The organism is Lacimicrobium sp. SS2-24 (genome assembly GCF_002201535.1).
In the GTDB taxonomy this organism is placed as follows: Bacteria; Pseudomonadota; Gammaproteobacteria; order Enterobacterales; family Alteromonadaceae; genus Lacimicrobium.
Map to the genome: position 1 here is coordinate 153,783 of NZ_NIWW01000002.1, position 18,801 is coordinate 172,583.

Sequence of the window (18,801 nt, forward strand, 5' to 3'; positions counted from 1 at the left end):
CTCGGTGTGAAATTATTCTTGCTGGTCGATTTTTATGGAAGGGTCGGGGCGTATCGTCCAGTCTGCACGTAGATCATTGGAGTCGTGCCATTGCGAAAATTCGGGTCTCTACAATTTGCGCTGTTGGTTGGCTTTGTGCTGGTCGTCATTATTATCAGTACCCTTTCCTATTACACCATTCGCAATATTGTCGGCGACCAAAGCCGGCAACAGTTGCAGGCTACCTCCACTGTATTCTCCTTAATTGAAGAAGAGTTAATGAAGCCAATGCATGTGGCGCAGGCACTTGCGCGGGCCGGTATTTTCGAACCCTATATGGAAGCAGAACCAGAGCGCATCCGCGCATTTCTTAGAGACATGCAAGAACGTTTTGGCTTGATATTTTTCATAGCCAGTGAGGCTCGCCAAACCCAGTATTATTCCAATGGCGAAGAAATGGCGCTGAATGAGGAGGATACGCCCTGGTACTTCCGGCTCAAGGCGCGTCAGGCCGACTTCTTTGCTGGCCTTGGCAATCAGGACGATCTGCGTTTGTACATGGACATTATTCAGCGCGATGAAAATGGTAACCTCCAGGGTTTCGTGGGTATTGGCCTGGAGTTGTCTGAATTTGTGCAGACCTTCAGTCATTACAATGAGAATCTGGGCTACGACTTTGTGTTTGTGAATAGCGCCAATGAAATTGTGCTGACCTCTTTTGCCGAACTCCAGCCACGCGGTGATAATTACCGTACACAATTGCAGGACTTGGCCTGGTATCGTGACTGGTATAAAGGCCCGAGCTTGGCGGGGAACCAGACCAATCTGGTGGAGCTGGATGAAGAGCAAGCGCTGATCACAGAGATTCCACTGGAAGTGCTGCAATGGCGTTTGTTTATCATCAGTCCGCTGGAAGCCCAACGCCAGGCAATGAGCCGCACGTTTTTGGTCAATGTGCTGTTAATGGGCACGGTGCTGGTGGTGGTATTGTGGTTCTTAAGCCTGGTGATCCGCCGGATTCAGCAGAATGTCAGCAGCAAAATCTACACAGACCGTCTGACCGGCCTGTATAACCGCTTGTACATCGAGAAAGTCTTCGATGACATGCTTGAAGAAGGCACTGCCATGAGCCTTATTATGGCGGACATCGACCACTTTAAGGCGGTTAATGATAATCACGGTCACAATGTGGGTGACCAGGTCATTGCCCGTATTGCACATGTTTTGGGGGAGTGCCTGCGTAAAGGTGACTATCTGGGCCGCTGGGGGGGCGAAGAGTTTATTATTCTGTTACCCGGCTCCGATTTGCAAAGTGCCGCGCAAGTGGCTGAAAGAATGCGCCGTTCGGTGGCGTTCCAGCCGATCACCAAAGGTGATCTTTCGCTGGATGTCACCATGAGCTTCGGCGTCACCCATGCCGAGCAATATGGCGCATTGGTGGACCTGATCCACAGTGCGGACAAAGCCCTGTATGAGGCAAAACACGGTGGTCGCAACCAGGTGGTGTCCAGAGCCTTTAGTCAGGACTGAGATGACGTTGCTCAAGTTCCAGTAACCAGGCCTTGCGTGTTAATCCGCCGGCATAACCTGTCAGACTCCCATCTTTGCCGATAATTCTGTGACATGGCACGACAATGGCCAGTGGGTTACGCCCATTGGCGGCGCCCACCGCCCGCACCGCTTTGGGTTTGCTGATGGCGTCCGCAATCTGTGCATAACTCGCCGTTTGTCCATAGTCAATGTGGGTTAACGCCTGCCAGACGGTTTGCTGGAATGCTGTGCCCTGTGCCGCCAGCGGCAGGGTGAAGGCGCGTCTTTGCCCGTCGAAGTATTGTTGTAACTGGTTTTTTGCCTCGATCAAAAGGGGCTCAGCGGCCGGGGTTGTATCTTCGTCATCGACAAACTCAATACGCTGAACATGGTGTTCGCTGGCGCGTATGGCCAGCAAACCAAGGGGAGTGGGCATAAAAAGACTGTGCATTAAAGGCTCCAGAGTTGCAGGGTCAGATAACTGCGCCAGGGGGCGGCGCGCTCAGGCGTCATTGTGGCGCCTTCCAGGTGTTTTTTAATCACTAAATCGGTATCCAGCCATACATCCGGCTCAGAATATCCCCGCAGTTTGATATAGCTCACGGTCCAGGGCCCGATTCCCTTGATGTTCAGCAGTTCCTCGGGCCGAATCTCGTCATGATGGGCGGCACAATAGCGGGCAAACGCGCGCAGTGTCTGGCGCCGGGCGTCCGGCATTTTTAGCGCACTGAGATCGACTGCCGCAACGGTTTCGGCGCTGGGAAATCCCTGCGGCGGGTCATCTGACGGTGTGCACAGTGCGGTCAGTTGATTGAGTAAGGCTATCGCGGCTTTGACGCTGATTTGCTGGCCGAGTATGGCCCGACATCCGGCTTCAAAGGGCTCCCACACGCCAGGCAATCGCAGGCCCTGAACCTGCATTCGTCCGGGTATTCCGGCGTCATTCAGCGCCGCGCTGATGACCGACATATCGGCATCCAGATCCAGTATGCGCCTGATGTGATGGATCACATCACTCAGCCTGTCCAGCTTTGACATGTTCAGTTCGACCCTGAAACACGCGTTTTGCTCATCAAAGCGGGCATGAAAATGGCCACGCTGTCCGCCCAGCGACACGTACCTCGCATAGGAGGTGTCGTCTACCTGTTCGACGTCGGCGATGGCACGTCGGGCGAGAAAACCTCTCACCTGCTCCCAATTATAAGGGGGTCTGAAGTTCAGTGTCAGCATCAGTGGACCGGGTGTCCGGGGCGTTGCACGAATTTGCCGCGGCGTCAGCTTCAGGTGCTTGCTGACATGGGCCTGCAAGCGCCGGGCAGACTGGAAGCCCGCTGCCTGAGCAACCTGCTCAATACTCAGGTGTGTCTGGTGCAGGAGTTGTTTGGCAAACAGCAGTCGCTGATACAGTTGGTAGCGCTTTGGCGATAAGCCCAGGTGCTGTTGAAACAAATCGCGCAGGTAGCGATCGGTAATACCCAACCTGCTCGCGATGTGCTGAATCGTTTGCTGTGTGTCACTGCGGATTAAGTTTAAGGCTCGCTCCACCGTGGTATTGACCCCCTTCCAGGCGCAGGAGCCGGGCGCTGAGTCTGGCCGGCAACGCAGACAGGGTCTGAATCCATCCGCCATGGCCTGCTCTGCCAGGGAGTAGTAACGCACATTTTCTTCCTTGGGCAATACAGCGGGACAGATGGGGCGACAGAAAATACCGGTACTTCGTACAGCCACATAAAAAACGCCGTCAAAACGTTTGTCTCTTGCTGTTCTGGCCCGCTGATATGGATGCATAACGCCGTGCAGTGAATGATCAATGATATCGATTCTACTGCTTTGGCGCATCAATATGCGATGAAAACGGAACTCAACCTCTACTTTTTTACGCTCACTACACAGCGTGAAACAAAAAGCCCATGCCACGAAGTTAATTTTGCCGTCGTGTCAGTGATACAATGCACTCAACATTGAACATCAATACTCAGGATCACAGAACCTCTTGCCGCTGACGCTGTCTGTTGAGCAGGGGATATCAATTCGAGCAGGCTGGTACCTGGACAAAATCCTGGGTAAACAACAAAAAGACCAAAAACACATTATGCGCTACTGGAGTATCGCGGGCATGCTGTGGCTACTGAGCTGCGGCGTGGTCGCGCAGGACAATTGGGTTGGGCAGTTTGCCAGCGATGTAAAACGGGAAGTGCGCCAGCGCAATATTCCAGGGTATGCCTTTGCCGTAGTGTCAGACCCGCAACGTGAGCAGGTTTTTACCTATGGTAATCGTACCTACAACGGTCAGCCCATTAATGGCGATACCCTCTTCAGACTGGCGTCGGTCTCCAAAACCTTCACCTCGGCGCTGACCACTAAGCTGGTGGAACAGGGCAAATTGCAATGGAGCCTGCCGGTTTCAAAGCTAGCCCCCGACTATCCTTTTTTACCGGAGCTGGCCAACACGCTGACGCTCAACCATATCATCAGTCAGTCCAGTGGTTACATGCCAAACGCCTATGACAACCTGATTGAGGCGAATTATTCCGTTAAACGGGTGCTTAACGAACTGGCTGGCCTGCAGCCCATTTGTAAACCCGGTCAGTGCTATACCTATCAGAACGCCTTGTTTGGTGTGGTGGCTGAAGGGCTCGATCAGGGATTGCATCAGAATTACGGCCAGTTACTGACACAGCATTTGTTGCTACCTCTGGATATGCAGCGCACCAGCATTGGCCGAACCCCTCTGGTGGGTGATGATAACTGGGCCGAACCCCATGTGCTGATCGGCCGTGGGAAATGGCGCAAGGTCAAAGTGCGTGAGGACTACTATCGCTTCGCGCCCGCGGCTGGCATCAACACCAGTATTAAAGATATGACCCAGTGGCTGAGGCTGATGCTTGGCTATTATCCTCATATCCTGTCTGACTATGCCATCGAAGAGATGATTTCCCCCCGGGTGCGCACCAGTCGCGAGCTGTACCGGCGGCATTGGCGTGATCATCTGAATGATGCCCATTATGGACTGGGCTGGCGCATCTATGATTTTGATGGAGAGCGACTGGCTCATCATGGTGGCTGGGTGAAGGGCTACCGCGCGGATATCAGTTTCGCGCCGGATCATGGCGTTGGTCTGATTCTGCTGATGAATGCCGAATCGAACCTGGTTAATGAGATCATTGTTAATTTCTGGCGTCAGCACTTTGAACTGGCAAAAATTCGTGGCGCGGCGACGCCGGTTATTTCGGCAAATACCGAGTCCCGTCCTTAAACCGCGCCCCTACGCAATAAGGAGATGCCTCTATGAGCAGACATTTTGAACAGGCCGAGGGTCTGAACGAGCAGCGTGACCCGGCAACAGAAGGGTTTGTGTTTAATCAGACCATGCTACGCATCAAATCTCCGACCCGCAGCCTCGACTTCTATACCCGTGTCATGGGCATGACACTGGTGCGCAAGCTGGATTTTGAAGACATGGCGTTTTCACTCTATTTTCTCGCCGCACTGGATACCCAGGCCCTTGAGCAATGGAGTAACGAGATTGCAACGCGCACCGAACAGACATTCTCAAGACCGGCGATGCTTGAACTGACCTATAACTGGGGTGATGAAAACAAGGCGGATCTGCAATACCACAACGGTAATGATGCGCCCAAAGGCTTCGGGCATATTGGCTTTGCCGTGCCCGACCTGGAAGCCGCCTGTGCAAGATTCGAGGACCTCAGTGTGCCTTTCGTGAAACGTCCGATGGATGGCAGTATCAAACAGATTGCCTTTATTCAGGATCCGGACGGATACTGGATAGAGATTTTTCAGCCAGATATTTTACCCGATGCACTGGATAAGCATCTGTCAGCCAATTAATAAGATAAGGTGCGCAGGGGGCTGCCAGGGTAACGGCGTCTCAGTGCGCTTCGGCCTTTAACTCCAGCCACTGGCCGCCGGTGAGTTCACTGAGTTCGGCCGGTGACAGCGCAAATACCGCATGGGGTGTGCCCGCTGCAGCCCACAAGCGGGGATACGTTTGCAGGCTGGTATCGAGCAGGGTTTTAAGTGCACGGTCATGGGCGATGGGCGGAATCCCCCCTATGGCAAAACCGGTGTGCGCTTTCACCCGTTTTGCATCAGCGCGAATCAGGCTCATGCCGGTTTGCTGACGCACCTTATCCAGATCCACCTGGTGGGCACCACTGGCCACAATCAACACGAGATCTCCACTCTCACTGTCGGCAAATACCAGTGACTTAGCTATCTGGCCAATGTTGCAGCCAAGGGCCGCCGCTGCGTCGGCGGCACTGCGGGTTGAATCAGGTAGCTCTGTGACAACCTGCTCATACCCCTGGCGATGGAGAAAGGTCTGCACTTTGGTGGCACTGGCCGATAGTGGGTTTTTCATCGTATCAACTCGCTGACAGGAGCAGGATCAGCATTCAAGCTGATGCTCTGATTTAGGGTTTGGCCCGTAGGCGTTGTCGCCGGGCTGGCTATCAAACAGCATCATCACCAACAGAATGAGCCCGCCGAGTACAGGAATAAACACCAACAAGAACCACCAGCCGCTGCGCCCGCTATCGTGTAGCCGCCTGACTGTAACGGCGATACTGGGAATCAGCACTGCCAGGCCATAGAGGGTGCCGAGAAGGCCAATACCGGTATCGGCATTGAACGTACCGGTAAGACCATCTACCAGCGCCATTAGCAGGCTGATTAAGAAATTAAACAGAATAAAAAACCAGTATTCCATTCGTCGGGCGCGTCCTCTGAAGACGGCATATTTGCTCAGGGCGGCGAGATACCAATTCATAGTGTGACTCCTGACAGTGTGTGGGGGGGCTGGCATCATGGATGTCCAGTAGCGCCATCCGGCGCTGTGCTGATGCGCTGGCATAAGGCTTCGCAAATTTGATGGCTGCTCAGATTACGATCCAGGATGTGCACCGGCAACTGACCGCTATCAACACACTCAAACCAATGTCTGAGCATGGCCTCAAACCCTTTAGCCGCGAGCATGGGAGTCCAGTCCGGTAACGTCACCTGATGCGATACTCCCTGCTCCGACCAATGTCCCTGGATGAGACTCTCCAGTTCCAGTGCACGATTTGGATAGCTGAGCGTGATACGTTCACAGGTTTTGCCATACAGGCGGTTCATGCTGGCCTCAAACAGTGTTTCCTGATGCTGCCAGCGACAATCAATTCTGGCAATGTGTTGGCCACTAAACTGCACCCAGTGGTCCAGCGCAGCCTGATGCAGCTGACCATTCAGATTAACGCTGTCTATGGCATGAATAAAATCATCGAACACCATAGCTCGCACGTCACCAGGCAAGTTGTGCCGGTGTTTCTCCCAGCGAATAGCGCGTAATTCACTCAGTGCGTTATCACTGACTCCTGAGATGCCGGTTTCCTGATGCAGTATTGGCAGATAGCGCCGGTTAAAGCCCACAAAAAGCGGCGCATTAGTGCGGGCGGCTAATTCATACAGGGCTTCACATTCTGCAAAGGTTGCGCACAGCGGTTTGTCCACAAATGTGGGGATCCCCAGATTCAGAAAATACCGAGCCAGATGAGAGTGAACTTCAGTGGCGGCATGAATCATCACGCCATCAGGTTGGTAGTCGGCCAACGCCCGGTAGTCGCTGCAATAATGCGAAATGCGATATTGCTCTGCCAGTTCGCTTAGCTGTTTTTGGTTGCGGCTGCACAGCACCACCTGTATGCCAGGCCAGGCAGATAAAAGGGGTAAATACGCTTTTTGCGCAATATCACCAAGGCCTATCAGGGCAATTTTCATCCATGCACTCCGGGCATTAAAGGGGTTATCTTAAGGGCGCAGGCGCGCGCAGACAATAAGACTTACAAAGTGATGGTGCCTTGCAGATAATCGGCGCAGCGCCCGGTCAGTTCAACACGATCGCCCTTAACCTCGCATTTGAGTTTGCCACAACGGGAGGATAACTGCGTGGCGATGAGCGTGGTTTTATCCAGCTTGCTGGCCCACAAGGGGGCTGTTTCACAGTGGGCCGAACCGGTTACAGGGTCTTCATTGATGCGCAGTTTCGGAAAGAAGCAGCGACTGACAAAATCCACCTTGTCGCCGGGTGCGGTCACCACCACGCCGCGGCCATCGAGTTTCAGCCACAAAGATAAATCCGGTGTCAGGGTTTTCACCTGTTGCTCCGATGCCAGTACCACAATGTAATCAAAGGCCTGTAACACCTCGCACGGCGTGCATCCGAGTCCGTCCAGCAGCGCCGCTGGGGGCGAAACAACACGGGGCATTGAGGCCGGAAAGTCCATAACCAGACCCTCTTCGTTGCGACGAACGGTCAGCCTGCCACTGCGGGTTTCAAACACAATGTCATCCTCAGTATGACTGCCGTGCTTAAACAACACATGGGCGGCGGCCAGTGTGGCGTGGCCGCACAGGTCCACCTCTTCGGCAGGGGTAAACCAGCGCAGCTGATAATGGTCATCCATGGGCACAAAAAAGGCGGTTTCGGAGAGGTTGTTTTCTTCGGCAATGCGCTGCAGCAAACTGTCATCCGGCCAATGTGGTAACGGACAAACGGCCGCGGGATTACCTTCGAAGGGTTGTGAAGCAAAAGCATCCACCTGATAAAGCGAGATGTGCATCAAGAGTCCTTGTGGTGAGTTTTTGATATTGATGATTGTCGCCCTTCTTCGCCGCAGCGCCTTAGCGCAAGGCGTGTCATCACCGGGCCGATGAGTTCAAAGAGTACCGTCGAGCCAATGGAGATGGCCAGCAGTGGCTCGGCAAACTGCGGAAAAGACTGCGCCGCAACCAGTGCCATACCAAGACCTACGCCGGCCTGTGGCAGCAACGCGGGCCCCAGCCAGCGCTGCACCGATACCGGTGCGCCACAGAGTTTGCCGCCGATAACCGCCCCGGCAATTTTACCGACAATGCGTAGCAGGATATAGGCAATCACAAGGTAACCGGCGCTGAGTAAAGCAGGAATATTCAGTGCGGCCCCGGCAAGAATAAAAAACAGCATCTTGAACGGCCAGTCCACATATTCGATTTCGTGGAACGGACGTTTGTGATGGCTGGCCAGCGCATAGACCATCGCCCCCATCACCATGGCGGCGAGCAAAAAAGACACCTCAAACCACTTAGCCAGTCCCCCGCACAGGAATACGAACCCCAGGGCTTCCACTAAGGTGGGTTTGCCAGAGCGCGTGCGGCCGGTGAGGTACGCCATGGGCGCCCCCAATAAAACACCTAATAACAGTGCGCCACCCACATCATGAACACCCAGCCAGAGTCCATCGACACCGTTACCGTTGCCACTGAGTACCAGCGCTGTAGCCAGCAAAATGCTGAACAGGATCATGCCCCAGGCGTCATCGATGGCCACGACGCCAACCAGCACGGAGGTGAAGGGGCCTTTGGCCCGGGCCTCTTCGATGACGTCGGTGGTGGCGGCAGGATCGGTGGCAGCGGCAATCGCCGCCAGTAACAACGCCATGCTGGTGGGAATGTTCAGTACCCATAGACCAATAATTAAGACCGCAACGGTGATCAGGGCGTTGTACAGGGAGACTTTGAGGATCATGGGCCCCAGCTTGCCGGACAGTAAGCTCACCAGCTTCTCGCCAAGCAAAAAGCCAATCATCAGCAAGGCCATATCAGCAATCACAGGGAACCAGATATCCTGAATATCCGGCAGCAGATCCCAGCCAGAGGGGCCGATGGCAAAGCCAAATCCCAGTAGCAGTGTCACCCTTGGCAGCGGTGTGCGACGACCAATGCCTTCAATCATGACGCCGGCCAGAAACAATCCGCCCAATGTCATTAGCAGGGTGCTGACTAACATAAAACACTCACCTTATTGCGGGTCTGTGTAGGATAACTTACCGTCACCTGCGTTGTCGCACAATGGGCCAGATTGATCAGGGGCACATAACCGAAAAGAGTTTCCGCAAGGGATCAATGGCCCAGCTGTAGGTTTCATATAACGCCTTGGCTTTTTCCAGCATACCTTGTTGCTGTGGGCGTTGCAGCAGGGCTTCGACATCCTGCTTTAAGTTTTCAACCTGTTCCGCCGTGGCCAGTTGCGCGTGCTTCAGTTCGTCCAGGTTGTGATGAAATTGCTGTACAGCCTCCTGCATCGTGGTGGACAGCTGGTTGTGGTCGCCCTGAGAGATATTACCGAAGGTTCCGGCGCCTCCTGAGACAGTAATATAGATATTACCCTTGGTCATTTTCTGACTCCACTGGTCATGTTTGAGACTTTGTTCATCGCGCCTTGTACCACATTGCCCATGTTCACTCTGCCACCGGAGACATTGATGTTCATCACCTGCATTTTCTGGGCTTTGAGTTCACTGGTATCAATGTCATGTTTTTCCAGCTCTTTGATCATGGCATTAAACACCGCATCGTGGATGCACCTGATCTGTGTCATCACATCCATATCATTGTAGGCACTGGAATAGATGGTTTTTATCTTTGTCAGCAGGTCATACTCGCGGCGGATATACGGCTGGATCCAAAACAAAAAGCTGAACAGCGAGTAGGCGACAAAATTGAATTTCTTGTTTTTGTCGATATAACCACCGCACAGTACACGCCATTCAATGGACTGCATTTGCCCAAACTGAGATTGATTGAGAATCAAGGTCAGGGCGGTGCCTCGGGCAGAGGGCGTTGAACTGGCTTTGATAAAATGACGCTCATCGATGTCTGTTAAGTCAGGATCAATGTCGGTAATGGTCACCCGTTCCAGGCTCTTGATGGGGGTGCAAGAGATCAGCTCAGACTCAATGGCGGTGAACATGCTCTGCTCAATATTTTTAGAGTGAACAAACACATGTTGAAAACTCCCGAATACCTGCCCATAGCTGTTAAACGGAAAGTGCTTTTTGAAGGTATTCGAACTGGCTGTTGCATGGCGTGTTTCCCGGTTTATAAAAGACGCGGTGAGTGTGCCAAATATCAGCAACAGGAGCAGAGACAGCCCCAGGGTAAAAGCGGCAAGAGAGAGGTGAATCAGTGTCGCGACGGCGACACTGCGAAGTTTCACGCGGTTTTTAACGTTGCCTGAATCCAGTAAGTCCATAGTTCACTCCTTGATGGTGCACGCTATCCCTGCTTGATATCCTCTGGGGCTAAACGACTTATGGATTGCGTCGCGGTGTTAAATAAGGTTATTCACCGAAAATCCAGTTTAGTCAGTGATTGCCCGATTCGCGAAAAAATACCCACCAGGATTCCAGTTTTGCTATAGCGTCAGGGTGTGAGCGTCATACTTTGTGTGGCCTGCAGCATCAGATTGATCCACATGGCAATCGCCGTGAAAAAGGACAATAAAAACACCAGAAAACGGTGCAGTGGATGGTTATAGGTGATGTGAATAAGACTGTGCACAATGCGCAGACCCACAAACAGCCAGGCCAGATAAACCAGCCACTGCCCGGTGAGATTCAGCGCCAGTGCGCTGGTGGCTGCGGCATAGAAGAGCACGGGTACCTCAAACAGGTTGTCGAAGTTGCGGCCAAATTTGGCAATATGATCAGGCACCGAATAATTGGCCATGACCTTAAAATAACGCGGGTCGAGTTCACCGGCATACGCGCTGCGAATGCGGTTATAGGCTGTTAGCATGCCTACAACCAGTGTCAACATAACCATAACGAACATGGGGTATAGCAGTTCCATGGGGAGTCCTTTTTTATCTGTTGTCGTGAAGTCGCTACACTGTTGATGCCGGGTTAACCGGACAGCTTCTCAGCCAGAATATCTGACCATACGGCAAACTCGTTGCCACTGGGGTCGGTGAAGTGAAAACGTCGCCCGCCCGGAAAGGCAAAAATGGCTTTGCTGATCTTGCCCCCATACTCCTGCACTTTGTGTTGTGTTGCCTCCAGATCGTGCGTGTAGAGTACGATCAGGGCACTGCCTGTGCTGACCTGTGCGCTGAGGTCACTGCGGAAAAACCCACCGTCGATACCGGCCTCACTGAAGGCGGTATAATCCGGCCCATAATCCGTGAACTCCCAGCCAAAGGTTTCACTAAAAAACGCTTTGCTTTGCTCAAGCTGTGTGGCCGGGAATTCCACGTAATTAATTTTTCCGGTGGCTTTCATGCTTGTCTCCTTCTTGCTTATCCACTACCCATCTTAAACATCCGCTGCCCTTACCACCAGCACGGCTGCCTGACACCAAATACAATGCTGCACTGCCCCCGATGCGGTTCGTATATGTGACGCGGTTACCGATGCTGATCAATCAGAATAGGATTGCCGTCGGGGTCTTCCAGTACAATGCTGCCCGGGCCACTGGGCTGCTCAATCTGGTCTTTGACAATCTTGATGCCACGGCGCTGCAACTCGTCGCGTAAATCACGCACATCGGTAAAGGCATCGAGGTTCTCGGCAGACTGATTCCAGCCCGGATTAAAGGTCAGAATATTGTCCTCAAACATGCCCTGAAACAGGCCAATAATATGCTCACCATTTTTCAGAATCAGCCAGCCCTGATCGGCATCGCCGCCCATGGACTCAAACCCGAGTTTTTCATAAAAAGCGCGGGAAGCGTGGATGTTTTTTACGGCCAGGCTGATTGAAAATGCACCTAATTCCATAGGGTGATCCTTATTTTTATCAGTGGGTTAATCTGTGCCCATATCAATATAGCCGGGCAGAGCAGAAATGCGTTGCAGCCAGTCGCCAATGGCGGGGTAGCGCTGCAGTTCGAAGCCGCCCTCTTGAGCCACATGGGTGTACCCGTATAAGCTGATATCTGCGGTCGTAAGGTCATTGCCGGTAAGGTAGGGGGTCGTGGATAATTGTTGCTCCATCACCGCCAGGGCTTTGTGTCCTCCCGCCTGTTTGGCCCGATATTCCTCTTTGCGCTCTTCAGGCAGCCCAAGATACCTGGCAATAAACCGCGCTACCGCAATGTAGGGCTCATGACTGTATTGTTCAAAGAACTGCCATTGCTGCACCTTGGCCAGTAAAAAAGGCTCTGTTGGCAGTAATTCACTGCCATAAGCGAGATAATTCAATATGGCGTTGGACTCAGATACGTATCTGCCATCCACAAGCTCCAGCAACGGAATTTTGCCATTAGGATTTTTCTCCAGAAAATCCGCTTTGCCCGTATCCCCGGCGAGAATGTTCACCGCAATCCATTGGTGCTCAATATCAAGCAATGAGCACAGCAGTTGTATCTTGTAGCAGTTGCCTGACTGACTGTCGCCGTAAATTTTCATAGTTCTCCCGATGTTGTGTGAGAAGGTGAATGAGGAGATGAAGCGTCACCAGATGCCCCTCTTTTGAAGGGCAAAGGAAAATGAAACTGCTCAATATCCGCTATAAAAAACGGGAAATAGTCGTCGCTGCCAAAGTGATTGCCCGCCTCCACGTGGGTTGGCAGGCAGAACCCGGCAAAGGTTTTAAAGGCTGAGAGCTTTCCGCCGAAAGGTTGCAGTCGATAGACTTTCTCCGGGTTTGCATTGCTCCAGCGCAGAAAACACACCTGAGTAGGTTGGCCATTTTCTGCAACGGTGATATCCACAGATTGTGACAATGTGCCATGGGTCAGCGTGACACGGGCGCAATTTTGGTCAACCGGTTCCCAGTGAACGTCCGGGCCTGGCAGCAGCGCTGCCGGCGACCAGAATACCCCCTCAGCGATATAGCGGCCAAAAGCCGAGCGTTGGTGGTCAGTATCCCCTCCCATACGTGCAACCGGTATCAGCCCCATCAGCCAGAATCGTGTCCATCGGTGTGAGTCTGAGCCAGACACGCGCATCCAGCCGCGGCTGGCGCGCATGCTCCAAATGAATCCTTGAGGCACGCTCAGCACCTGCCTGGCGCGCATAGCAAAATAATTCGGTTGCTGGCGGGTGCCCAAGGCAAATTTTCCGGTCATGGTGAAATCCACCACCGGGTAAAGGGGCGTGTCCGGTGCAATGGTATACAGAAAATAGCGTCTGGCAGGCTCGGGTAACGACGCCACCATGTCAGGATGAAATACGTCGGGGAGCTCAGGCTGAGTCGATATCAGGTGCTCTGTCACGCGCCGGTCAGCACGGTAATCGGCCATGCGCCGGGCAAGTAGTATCAATAGCAACAGTAACACTATGGCGATGATCAGCATGAGGTCGTTTCTCTTTGTGAATGACACAGGACCATAACTCACAGCGATAGTAGCGCAATTGGCTGAGAATGGCAGTTGACTTTAGCGCTGGGTTTGAATAACTTATTCTTAACATGGTCGCCTTTTAGGAATAAAACGTTGCGGATTGTTCTCTTTCTTTTGCTGTGTATGGCCGCCCTTGGCGGTTCGCACAGCATGGCTGCGCCTAATCAGACCGAAGCCTATTACCTTTGCGCCCACAAGATCACCGACAACACCAGCTGGAACTTTGGTACTGCCCCGGCCTATTGCGATATCGAACCTTTTGGTGATCCGGCATTTGTCCGAAGCTACCTCAGCGACATTGTGTTTGATACGTCCCGCTCTGTTTCTGCTGAACGTTCGCGTTATATGAATGCCCTGAATGCCACTATCCGTGACGGTGCCGCGTATTATTTGTCGGTGCGTAAACCCGACGCCAGTGCTGATGAAAACGACGCCTGGGTTGAGGCCATCAAAGCAGTAGCCAATCAGGAAACCTTCTGGAGTCATTACCGCGATGCGGTGGTGGACGGCAGAATGAAGATGATGCGCGGTGATTCCGGCCATGGTCACGGCATGATGCAGATTGATGACCGCTGGCATTTTGCCCGCATTAATGAGGGTAAAGGCTGGCAGATTTTCGAAAATCTGCTCTATGCCATGGAAATCTTTTACAGTGAGTGGCAAAACGCCGAGCAGGCGAGCTGCCTTGCTGATCCAAATAACTGGGAACAGCGCACCCGGGCCGCCTATGCAGCATACAATGGCGGGCCCAGTCAGATCTGTCGCTGGCAACAAAACCCGGCCTGGCAGGATGAAGGTTTTCTAGGCAAGTATGAAGCGAAAGCCTGGCTCGACTATATTGCCGATGCCCAACAGACTGCACCGGTGGATGTGCCCTGTATGCTTGAAGGGGTGGAGTTCTGTATACCGGAATACGTGCCGCCGCCTTACTCCATTGCCAATCCTGAGCAGCCCTGGCAATACAATTACCTGCAACTGAACAGTGGAGAAATCTGTCTGTTGGAAAACGGCAGCTTTCATTGTGTGGCACAGCAACAGGATGCGGCCTGTCTGAATGCAAAGTTTGATCGGGTGTCGATTGCCAGCGCCATCACCCTGGATGAGGAACAGAGTCTGGCTTATCCGAAGCAGGTTTATGAGAAACATGCCTGTATGACGAACCTGGAAAACAGTTTCAGGGTGGGTCAGAGCCTGGTGGCAGAGAAGGCCATCAATATACGCCAAACCGCGGCCGGTACCGATACCCAGCAGGATGCTGAAGTGGGCAAGGTTTATCAGGTGCTGGACATTGTTGCCGGTACCCCCGCAGACCAGTCCCGGTATTATCGTATCCGTTATCAAGGCGAGAGTGAGGGGTACATCTATGCCGGCGGTGTGAGGGATTTCAGTGACTGGGCTTCACCGGCTGAGCATCAGCGCCTTGAAGCAGATGATCGCATTGTCGCGATGCCCGGCGATACCCTCTATGTGGTTAATGCCCAGGGCATTGTCATCACTGATGTGGCCGGTGAACAGGGCACCGAGATTGGCCGTGTTGAAGAGGGAGACGAGCTTAATGTGCTCGATACCCAGGTCATAGGGCAACATAATGATCTCTATTATGAAATCAGCAGCAACGGTCAAAGTGGTTTTATCTACAGTGGCAGTCTGCTTCCCAGTGCTAATCTCACTGACTGGACGGCATTTAGCCCTCCACAAACCGATACACCGCCGCCTGAACCGCAGCCATCAGATCCACAGGACTCCGGTGGTACCCTGAGTTACTGGTTGCTGGCAATGTTGTGCATGTTAACAAGGCGCAGAGCATGAGCAGATTATCCCTATTCATCGTGGTTGGCGTACTCGGCGTGGCGGCAGTGTGGCTGTGGCAGCCCTGGTCAACGGAGAAATCCGCAGTAAAGGGCGAGATTGCAGGCAAAAGCGCTGCGCCCAAAGACGCTGACAAGGAACGTCAGGCAGCGCCAAAAGAGGCGCAGCAAGCACAAGAAGCGCCGCAGACCAGGGTGCCCGATGCGACACCCGGCGCAGAATTTTATCAGCGTCGTGAGCACCTGATCAGTAAGCTGGAGCAGGCGAAACACTGTCAGGATAACGGTGAGTGCAGCGCAACGCCGGAAGATCCCAGAGCCGGGATGTTTGAACAGGAAGCCCGTTTAGTCGAGGCCTTACAGGCATTGCAGAAGCTTTATGCGAATCATCAGTATGAAGATGAGGTGTTGGCCGCTGTGACCGCAGATTATCTCACCAGTCCCCTTGGCCGGGTGCAATATCAGGCGCTGGAAATGATGCAACAACAATCGCCTCAACCTGACAATGCCCGCACATTGCTTGGGGCCCTTGATGACAGTTACGACAGTAAAGTGATGGAACTGGCCCTTGAAGAACTGCAACGTTATCCGCAGCTCAGCCAGTCTATTGATGCGCTTTTGATTAAAAATCTTAAGACCGGCAGTTTTTATGTGTCGCGGACCATTGCCGAGCGCATTGTACCGTACCTTAATCAGGACAATCTGGGAGCCTATGAGGCCACCCTGGCAACACTGCCGGCGCAGTCTGCTAAAGCCAGATTACTCAGCGCCTCCATTGAGCGTTATAAAAAATCCCACCCCAGGGACTAATCGGGGCCGTCACCCGACGGCTTTTTTCTTTTTATTGTTCAGGTCAGCACCTTGTATGCACATAAAATCGTTGTTTTTGTTATGTATCCGCCGTTGTGTTTCCCTCACTCTTAAAGAACGCCTGTATCTGTTGGCCATGGCCGTGCTGGTGCTGGTATTACTCAACTACAAGGCGTTGTTCGGCCCCACCCTGCCCAATTACGGCAAAGCGAACAGAGAGAGTGTGGCCACCGAATTCCGGGCGGCCTGGGTGGCGTCTGTGGTCAATATTAACTGGCCCAGCGAGCCGGGCTTATCCCCACAGGAACAGCAACAGGAGGCCTTGGCACTGCTCGACAGTATGGCCTCGGCCAACCTGAACGCGGTTATTTTGCAGGTCAGGCCCCATGCGGACGCCTTATACCGCAGCGAGCTGGAGCCCTGGTCTTACTATTTAACCGGCGAGCAGGGGCAGCCGCCCGAACCCTTTTATGATCCCTTGTCATTCTGGATAGAGCAGGCTCACAACCGCGGGATGGAGCTGCATGCCTGGGTCAATCCTTACCGCGCCCATCATTTTGAAGGCGGGGAGATCTCAGCACATTCCATCATCCGCACCCGTCCCGAACTGGTCAGGGAACTGAAAAACGGCATGTACTGGATGAACCCCACCCAGGCAGAAACGGTGGCCCATTCACTTGCTGTGATTGAGGATATCGTCAGTCGTTATGACATTGACGGTATTCATTACGATGATTATTTCTATCCCTACCCCTCATACAATGACGGCGAAGACTTTCCTGATCAGCAGGCCTATGATGAATATCTGGCACAAGGAGGCGAACTGCCCCTGAGTGACTGGCGTCGTCAGGCGGTGAATCATTTTGTCAAAACCCTTTATCAGCGGGTTAAAGCCATCAAGTCTTATGTCAAAGTCGGCATCAGCCCTTTTGGTATCTGGCGACCAAACTTTCCACAGACTATCGACGGTTTTGATCAGCATGAAAAGCTTTATGCCGACGCAAGATTATGGCTGAATCAGGGCTGGCTGGACTATTTCACCCCGCAGTTATACTGGAACACCAATCAGGTCGCGCAAAGTTTCCCCATGCTGCTGGCGTGGTGGCAACAGCAAAATCATCAGGGCAGACATCTGTGGCCGGGCCTGAATAGTAACAAGGTGACCACCATCGAGGGTATTGATGAAGTGGTGAATCAGATCATGTTCAGTCGTGCGCTGCTCAACGAGCAGGCCGGACAGGTGTTCTGGAATGTGCGCACGGTTACCGATAGCCCCCGTTTTCATGAGGTGCTGACACACAACATTTACGCTAACCAGGCGCTGGTACCACCCTCACCCTGGCTGGATGATACGCCGCCCGAACCGCCGGTTGTAAACACCCAGATGAAAGAGGAAGTGCACATCAGTTGGCAACCGACGGGCGCGGAGGCGGTGTTCCGCTGGGTGCTGTATTACAAACTCGATGACACCTGGCAATACCGGATCCTTAATCACCAGACCCGCTCGTATACCTTTTCACCGGGCGTTTTACCCGCTGAGATAGCGGTTGTGGCGGTTGATCGTACCGGCATGCAAAGTGAACGCATCAACCATAACCTGATAGCGCCCACTGACGAACACTAACGGAGTCGTGGGTCAGGAACTGTGTCAGCAAACCCGCCCCTAAGGTGCGGGTTTGCTGACGGTGACATTCTCAGGTTAACCGGCTGATGGGTGCTCGTTGTAGCGCTTTGCCAGCTCGCGGATAAGCGCCCTGGGTGCGCGCACATCATCGCGTTTGAGGTGCCAGCAGAAGATGTAACAAAATTTACGCCAAGCGCAGATACACCTTAGGGGGGTGTTGTTATATCTTCTGAAAGGTAATGCTCTGCTCTGCGCCGTGGCAGTCAGTTACGCACTGCGATGCAGATCGCGCCAGCGTTTTTCCAACACTGCAATGGCAAATACATACAGCACCACAATCACAAGAGGGATGGCCACAAAGCGCGATTCGGGAAAGAGATACCAGACCGTCAGCACTGCCACCGTTCTGGCAACAGCATGCACAATCCCAATCCAGTGCTGAATAATCCACGAGATGGGCACCCACATCAGCCCGGTCAGGATACCGATCGTTAAGGGCAGCGAAGTGTAATCCACCAGAAAAAACGGAATGGCAATGGCGTAGACCAGCAACGACATGCCGACAGTGGAGAAGAACAACATGTCGAAGGTGTTTCTGGGTTTGCTCTTATCCAGAAAATGTTCACCGGTAAAGCGGGAAATAAACATCCCCAGATACACAATGAGCCCGGTGGCCACAAATAATAAAATGGAAATGGCGTGGGCACTCAGAAAAGGCGCACTCAATCCGACAATGGCCCAGGCGATCAGGCCAGCAATGGGGGTGGCTATGAGGCGACGCTGGGCAAATTCCTGACGTTGTTCTTCTAAGGTTCTTGTGGTTTCCATCTTTATTCCTTATCCGGCCGATGGCTCAATAATAATGGGTTGACCCTGTCAGGTCACGCCCAG

At 53.1% G+C, this 18,801-nt stretch carries 21 protein-coding genes; 6 read left to right on the top strand and 15 right to left on the bottom strand.

What is annotated here, in order from left to right; translation table 11 throughout:
• The first annotated feature begins 90 nt into the window (after positions 1-90).
• Positions 91-1,509, top strand: coding sequence for a sensor domain-containing diguanylate cyclase (locus CCY32_RS04455; protein WP_088329393.1), 1,419 nt, complete (start codon positions 91-93; stop codon positions 1,507-1,509).
• On the opposite strand, the gene CCY32_RS04460 is transcribed toward CCY32_RS04455, so the two are convergent.
• On the bottom strand, positions 1,496-1,960 hold the full coding sequence (locus CCY32_RS04460; RefSeq protein WP_088329394.1) for a methylated-DNA--[protein]-cysteine S-methyltransferase: 465 nt from the start codon (positions 1,958-1,960) through the stop codon (positions 1,496-1,498). The two genes, CCY32_RS04455 and CCY32_RS04460, sit on opposite strands and share 14 nt — an antisense overlap.
• Complete coding sequence (locus CCY32_RS04465) at positions 1,960-3,348, bottom strand: AlkA N-terminal domain-containing protein (RefSeq protein WP_246840530.1); 1,389 nt, start codon at positions 3,346-3,348, stop codon at positions 1,960-1,962. The genes CCY32_RS04460 and CCY32_RS04465 overlap by 1 nt, the downstream gene beginning before the upstream one ends.
• A 154-nt stretch (positions 3,349-3,502) precedes the next feature.
• On the opposite strand from CCY32_RS04465, the gene CCY32_RS04470 reads away from it, so the two are divergent.
• Together CCY32_RS04470 and gloA are read left to right on the top strand one after the other, a co-directional pair.
• Positions 3,503-4,765 carry a serine hydrolase domain-containing protein gene (locus tag CCY32_RS04470; protein ID WP_246840531.1) on the top strand — a complete coding sequence of 421 codons (1,263 nt, stop codon included), beginning with the start codon at positions 3,503-3,505 and terminating at the stop codon, positions 4,763-4,765.
• A gap of 32 nt (positions 4,766-4,797) precedes the next feature.
• Positions 4,798-5,358: a lactoylglutathione lyase gene (gene gloA / locus CCY32_RS04475; protein WP_088329395.1), complete on the top strand. Its 561-nt coding sequence runs from the start codon at positions 4,798-4,800 to the stop codon at positions 5,356-5,358.
• Between the two features lie 40 nt (positions 5,359-5,398).
• Here gloA and CCY32_RS04480 read toward each other — a convergent pair whose 3' ends face one another.
• The 12 genes from CCY32_RS04480 to CCY32_RS04535 form a co-directional block, all read right to left on the bottom strand.
• Positions 5,399-5,890, bottom strand: a complete 492-nt coding sequence (locus CCY32_RS04480; RefSeq protein ID WP_088329396.1) for a YbaK/EbsC family protein — start codon at positions 5,888-5,890, stop codon at positions 5,399-5,401.
• 27 nt (positions 5,891-5,917) lie between these two features.
• Complete coding sequence (locus CCY32_RS04485) at positions 5,918-6,298, bottom strand: DUF805 domain-containing protein (protein ID WP_088329397.1); 381 nt, start codon at positions 6,296-6,298, stop codon at positions 5,918-5,920.
• Positions 6,299-6,333: 35 nt separating this feature from the next.
• Positions 6,334-7,287 (bottom strand): Gfo/Idh/MocA family oxidoreductase, encoded by a 954-nt coding sequence (locus tag CCY32_RS04490; protein ID WP_088329398.1) that lies wholly within the window; start codon positions 7,285-7,287, stop codon positions 6,334-6,336.
• A gap of 62 nt (positions 7,288-7,349) precedes the next feature.
• Positions 7,350-8,129 carry a PhzF family phenazine biosynthesis protein gene (locus tag CCY32_RS04495; RefSeq protein WP_088329399.1) on the bottom strand — a complete coding sequence of 260 codons (780 nt, stop codon included), beginning with the start codon at positions 8,127-8,129 and terminating at the stop codon, positions 7,350-7,352.
• Complete coding sequence (locus CCY32_RS04500; RefSeq protein WP_088329400.1) at positions 8,129-9,334, bottom strand: cation:proton antiporter; 1,206 nt, start codon at positions 9,332-9,334, stop codon at positions 8,129-8,131. The genes CCY32_RS04495 and CCY32_RS04500 overlap by 1 nt, the downstream gene beginning before the upstream one ends.
• A 76-nt stretch (positions 9,335-9,410) precedes the next feature.
• The gene (locus tag CCY32_RS04505) at positions 9,411-9,722 is read right to left on the bottom strand and encodes a hypothetical protein (RefSeq protein ID WP_088329401.1); all 312 of its coding nucleotides are present in this window, start codon (positions 9,720-9,722) and stop codon (positions 9,411-9,413) included.
• The gene (locus CCY32_RS04510; RefSeq protein WP_088329402.1) at positions 9,719-10,579 is read right to left on the bottom strand and encodes a hypothetical protein; all 861 of its coding nucleotides are present in this window, start codon (positions 10,577-10,579) and stop codon (positions 9,719-9,721) included. The genes CCY32_RS04505 and CCY32_RS04510 overlap by 4 nt, the downstream gene beginning before the upstream one ends.
• Before the next feature lie 170 nt (positions 10,580-10,749).
• Positions 10,750-11,178 carry an MAPEG family protein gene (locus CCY32_RS04515; RefSeq protein ID WP_088329403.1) on the bottom strand — a complete coding sequence of 143 codons (429 nt, stop codon included), beginning with the start codon at positions 11,176-11,178 and terminating at the stop codon, positions 10,750-10,752.
• Positions 11,179-11,231: 53 nt separating this feature from the next.
• Positions 11,232-11,606, bottom strand: a complete 375-nt coding sequence (locus CCY32_RS04520; protein ID WP_088329404.1) for a VOC family protein — start codon at positions 11,604-11,606, stop codon at positions 11,232-11,234.
• 125 nt (positions 11,607-11,731) lie between these two features.
• Positions 11,732-12,103 (bottom strand): VOC family protein, encoded by a 372-nt coding sequence (locus CCY32_RS04525; protein ID WP_088329405.1) that lies wholly within the window; start codon positions 12,101-12,103, stop codon positions 11,732-11,734.
• A 27-nt stretch (positions 12,104-12,130) separates the two neighbouring features.
• Positions 12,131-12,733: a glutathione S-transferase family protein gene (locus tag CCY32_RS04530; RefSeq protein ID WP_088329406.1), complete on the bottom strand. Its 603-nt coding sequence runs from the start codon at positions 12,731-12,733 to the stop codon at positions 12,131-12,133.
• Entirely contained in the window at positions 12,730-13,623 is an 894-nt protein-coding gene (locus CCY32_RS04535) for a DUF6544 family protein (protein WP_210401681.1), read from the bottom strand. Before CCY32_RS04535 ends, CCY32_RS04530 begins: the two co-directional genes overlap by 4 nt.
• A 138-nt stretch (positions 13,624-13,761) precedes the next feature.
• On the opposite strand from CCY32_RS04535, the gene CCY32_RS04540 reads away from it, so the two are divergent.
• Genes CCY32_RS04540 through CCY32_RS04550 form a run of 3 tightly spaced genes read left to right on the top strand, consistent with a single transcriptional unit; the run spans position 13,762 to position 17,910 of the window.
• A complete protein-coding gene (locus CCY32_RS04540) occupies positions 13,762-15,477 on the top strand; it encodes a hypothetical protein (protein WP_141096173.1) in 1,716 nt (571 codons plus the stop codon).
• Entirely contained in the window at positions 15,474-16,286 is an 813-nt protein-coding gene (locus tag CCY32_RS04545) for a hypothetical protein (protein WP_088329408.1), read from the top strand. The genes CCY32_RS04540 and CCY32_RS04545 overlap by 4 nt, the downstream gene beginning before the upstream one ends.
• A 55-nt stretch (positions 16,287-16,341) precedes the next feature.
• Positions 16,342-17,910 (top strand): family 10 glycosylhydrolase, encoded by a 1,569-nt coding sequence (locus tag CCY32_RS04550; RefSeq protein WP_088329409.1) that lies wholly within the window; start codon positions 16,342-16,344, stop codon positions 17,908-17,910.
• Between the two features lie 267 nt (positions 17,911-18,177).
• On the opposite strand, the gene CCY32_RS04555 is transcribed toward CCY32_RS04550, so the two are convergent.
• Positions 18,178-18,738 (bottom strand): hypothetical protein, encoded by a 561-nt coding sequence (locus tag CCY32_RS04555; protein ID WP_088329410.1) that lies wholly within the window; start codon positions 18,736-18,738, stop codon positions 18,178-18,180.
• Between the last annotated feature and the right edge of the window lie 63 nt (positions 18,739-18,801).